Origin of the sequence: Micromonospora sp. BL1, assembly GCF_003667485.1 — a bacterium.
Lineage (GTDB): Bacteria > Actinomycetota > Actinomycetes > Mycobacteriales > Micromonosporaceae > Micromonospora > Micromonospora tulbaghiae.
In genome coordinates this window covers 1-4,067 of sequence record NZ_RCVK01000076.1, presented here as the reverse complement: position 1 = coordinate 4,067, position 4,067 = coordinate 1, and the positions used below count along the sequence as shown (strand labels likewise).

Sequence of the window (4,067 nt, the reverse complement as noted above, 5' to 3'; positions counted from 1 at the left end):
TAGGAGGCGGGCGCCGAGCAGCATCAGGAAGGCGGCCAGGAGCATCGCCGCGGCGGCCGTCAGCCACATCGCCGGGTAGCCCGCCGCGCCGGCCAGCGCGCCCAGGCCGAGCGGTCCCAGGCAGCCGCCCGCGTACACGCCGGTCTGGGTGATCGAGGTGGCGGCGGCCGGTGCCTGCGGGTGGAGCCGGACCACGGCGAAGTTCATCAGCCCCGGCCAGGCCCAGCCGAGACCGAAGCCGAGCACCACGCCCGCGACCAGCGGCGCCGAACCGGCCACCGCGAGCAGGACCAGGCCGATCGAGCCGGTCAGCAGCATCCCGGCGATCAGTCCGACGTGCCCGCTGGTGCGCCGGTCGGCCAGCCAGCCGAGGCCCACCCGGGCGAGCACGCACACCACGCTGCCCAGGGTCAGCGTCAGACCGGCCAGGCCGGGGGAGAGGCCGCGCGCCGCCGACGAGTCGACCAGGAACGTGCCGAGGGCGTTCGCCGCGGCCGCCGCGAGCGTCGCGGCCAGCCCGATCACCACGAGCGGGCCGGTGCCACCGTTGCGACGGCCGGAGGCGGTCCGGGCCCGCCGGTCCCGCCCGGCCCGGGGTACGGCCGGCAGCACGGCCAGCGCGGCCACCGCTGCCGCCACGAAGGCCCAGCGCCAGCCGGCGGTGAGCGCGACAGTGGGGACCGCCAGACCGGCCAGCAGCGTGGCGGCCGGTACGGCGGCCTGCTTCACACCGAACGAGAGACCCTGCCGATGGGCGGGTACGTGCTCGGCGAGCGCCGCGTTGCTGGCGAGCTGCCCGAGGGCGTTGGCGGCGGCGCTGAGGGCCAGCAGCGCCACCAGGACCGGGTACGACCGGGCCAGCCCGGCCACTGCCAGCAGCGAGGCGGCGGAGAGCAGGATGGCGGCCCGGGCGACCGGGGCCGGGCCGAAGCGCTCGACCAGGGCGCCGGAGGGCACCGAGGCGAGCGCGCTCACGCCGAAGTAGATCGAGACGGCCAGGCCCAGCCCGGCCGGGCTGAAGCGGAGTTCGTCCGCGAGCTGTACGGCGAGACCGCCGACCAGGAAGACGGGCAGAACGCACACGATCGTGGTGAGGGTGGCGCCCGCGCCCACGGAGACGGCGTGTCGGGCCTTCGGCGGGTCGGTTCGCGAAACAGTTTCGGTCATCGCGAGCACACCTTACGCCGGAACGTTTTGGCTGCTCATCGTGTCCGTCGGCACACGGTCTGTGTCCGGTCTTCTGGCATCCTCCATCCGAACAGGCATTTCGCACTCGGCCGGTTTTTCATATGGTGTAAGTCCCCGGCGGCGGAGGTGGTTGTGCGCGACCCCTTGGCGGAACCCTCGGACCTGATCCGTAGCGTGTCCCGCGCGCTTCGAGTGCTCGAGTCGGTCGGCCGTGCGCCGAGAGGGCTCACCGTGAAGCAGATCGCCCGGCGCTGCGAGCTGACCGTCGCCACCACCTACCACCTGGTGCGCACGCTCGCGTACGAGGGCTACGTGATCCGGCGCGAGGACGGGACGTACATCGTGGGGTTGGAGGTGGCCGACCGCTACCGCGAGCTGGTCACCGCGTTCCGGGGGCCGCCGGCGGTGGGCGAGGCGCTGCGCCGCGCGGCGACCGACACCGGCTGGAGCCACTACCTCGGCCGTTTCGTCGGCGGACAGGTGGCGGTGACCGCGTCCGCCGAAGGGCCGCGCTCGCCCTACATGGAAGACCTGGTGCCGGGCTTCGACGAGGGCGCGCACGCCACCGCGCTGGGCAAGAGCCTGCTCGCCACGCTCACCACCGAACAGCGCTTCCGCTACCTGCGCGAGTACGGCATGCGCCCGTTCACCACCGCCACCCTCACCACCGTCGAGGCGTTCGAGGCGGACCTGGCCGCCGGTGACCGTCGCGGCATGCAGCTCGAACTCGGGCAGTTCCGGCAGGGCGTGGCGTGTGCCGCGGTGCTCGTCAGCCCGGACAAGGACATCGAGCGCCGGGTCGTGCTGGCGTGCGCGCTGCCGGCCGGCGAGATGATGACCTCGGCCCGGGTGGTCCGCGCCAAGCTGCTCACCGCCGCGCGGGCCATCGCCGACGGGATCGCCTCGGAGAACTGACGAGCCGCGTGCCGTCGCGGACGGGATCGCCTCCGAGAACTGACGAAGGGCCGCCGACCTGGTGGGTCGGCGGCCCCTCGCGGGGCGGTCCAGCGCCGGACCGCCCCCGGGGTGGGTCAGCTACCGACCGGGCCGCCGTCGAGGCGCCAGGTGACCACCACGCCGGGCTTGGCGAAGTCGCCGTCCGGCCAGGTGGAGGCCGGGTTCTCCACCGACGCGCCGGAGACCTCGCCCGGGTGCTGCACCGCCACGAAGACCGAACGGTTGTCACCGGTGATGAACGGGCCGCAGGTCTCCGCGCCGAGCGGCACGGTGAGGAACTGCTTCAGGTGGCCCCGCTCCGGACCCTCGACCGCGGTGGCGAACAGGCCGTCGTTGCTGCCCAGCGCGTTGCCGTCGGTCGAGATCCACAGGTTGCCGGTGGCGTCGAAGGCGACGTTGTCCGGGCAGGAGATCGGGGAGACCTTCGTCTTGTCGTACCCGGCGAAGTAGGTCGACGCGTCGGCCGGGTCACCGCAGACGATCGGCAGCGACCAGGCGAAGGTCTCGGCGGTGTTGTCGCCACGGTCCTCGACCAGCTCCAGGATCTGCCCGTGCTTGTTGCTGTTGCGCGGGTTCGCCTCGTCGGCGGGCGCCTTGCCGGCCTTGCCGCGGTCGCTGTTGTTCGTCAGCGCCACGTAGACCTTGCCGGTGAGCAGGCTCGGCTCGACGTCCTCGGGCCGGTCCATCTTCGTCGCGCCGACCTTGTCCCCGGCCAGCCGGGTGAAGGTGAGCACGTCCGCGGCGGTCATGCCGTCGACGTACGAGCGGTTGCCGCTGACCAGCTTGATCCAGCGGCCGCGGCCACCGAAGCCGCCGTCGGCCGGGAGCCTGCCGGAACCGTCGATCTCGGCGGCCGGGCTGTCGCCCTCGATCTTCGCGACGTAGAGCGTGCCCGACTCCAGCAGCGTCAGGTTGTGCCGCCGCGCCACCGAGGACTTCCCCGGCATGAACTTCTTGTCCGAGACGAACTTGTAGAGGTAGTCGAATCGCTCGTCGTCGCCCATGTACGCGACCACCCGGCCGTTGCGCGCCACGATGACGTTCGCGCCCTCGTGCTTGAACCGGCCCAGCGCGGTGTGCTTGCGCGGCTTGGCCTGCGGGTCGAACGGGTCGATCTCGACGACCCAGCCGAACCGGTTCGCCTCGTTGGGGTGCCGGGCCAGGTCGAAGCGCTCGTCCGCCCGCTCCCACTTGCGGCTGCCGCTCGGGTGGCGCACGTCGGTCGGGATGCCGTACCGGGCCAGCTTCGGCTTCTGCTCCTCCGGCGCGCCGTCGCCGCCGACGAAGTACTGGTTGAAGTTCTCCTCGCCGGAGAGCACAGTGCCCCACGGGGTGACGCCACCGGCACAGTTGTTGAGCGTGCCGATCACGGTCCGGCCCTTCGGGTCGGCGGCGGTACGCAGCCACGCCGAGCCGGCGGCCGGGCCGGTCAGCTCGAACTTCGTGGCCAGCGCGGTGACCCGGCGGTTGTACTCGCGCCGGCCACGCCGTACCGGCCGCCACTGCCCGGTGTTCTCCACCCGCTCCAGCTCCACCACTGACATGCCGTGCGCGGCCATCGCCACCCGCACCTGCTCGACCGTGAGCGCGTCCTGGCCGGTGAAGCCGGGGAACATCAGGTCCTCGTTGGTGTACTCGTGGTTCACCACGAGCAGCGCGCGCCGACGGTCGATCGGCAGCACGCCGACGAAGTCGTTGTTGTAGCCGAACTGCTTCGACTGGGCGACTGCGGTCTGCCGGTCCAGGTCGAACGCGGGTGCGCCGGGCACGACCTCGTCACCCCAGCGGATCACGACGGAGTGGTCGTACCCGTTGGGGACCCCGAGGGTGTCGAGCTTGTTCGGCGGGATCGGCTTGAACGTCAGCGCGCCGCTGCCCGGGCGGCCCGCCCCGGCGGGCGGCACCTCGCCGCCGCCGGGAAC

The 4,067-nt window shown here is 72.7% G+C and carries 3 protein-coding genes; 1 reads left to right on the top strand and 2 read right to left on the bottom strand.

The genetic code is table 11. The features are described 5' to 3' along the window. Positions 1 to 1,167 (bottom strand): MFS transporter (locus EAD96_RS00540; protein WP_147457814.1); only part of this gene is annotated, 1,167 nt, incomplete at its 3' end. A 153-nt stretch (positions 1,168 to 1,320) separates the two neighbouring features. Here EAD96_RS00540 and EAD96_RS00535 point away from each other — a divergent pair. Next, complete coding sequence (locus EAD96_RS00535; protein WP_120572069.1) at positions 1,321 to 2,103, top strand: IclR family transcriptional regulator; 783 nt, start codon at positions 1,321 to 1,323, stop codon at positions 2,101 to 2,103. Positions 2,104 to 2,219: 116 nt separating this feature from the next. Here EAD96_RS00535 and EAD96_RS00530 read toward each other — a convergent pair. Next, the coding region (locus EAD96_RS00530) for a PhoX family phosphatase (RefSeq protein WP_147457813.1) at positions 2,220 to 4,067 on the bottom strand (1,848 nt) is incomplete at its 5' end.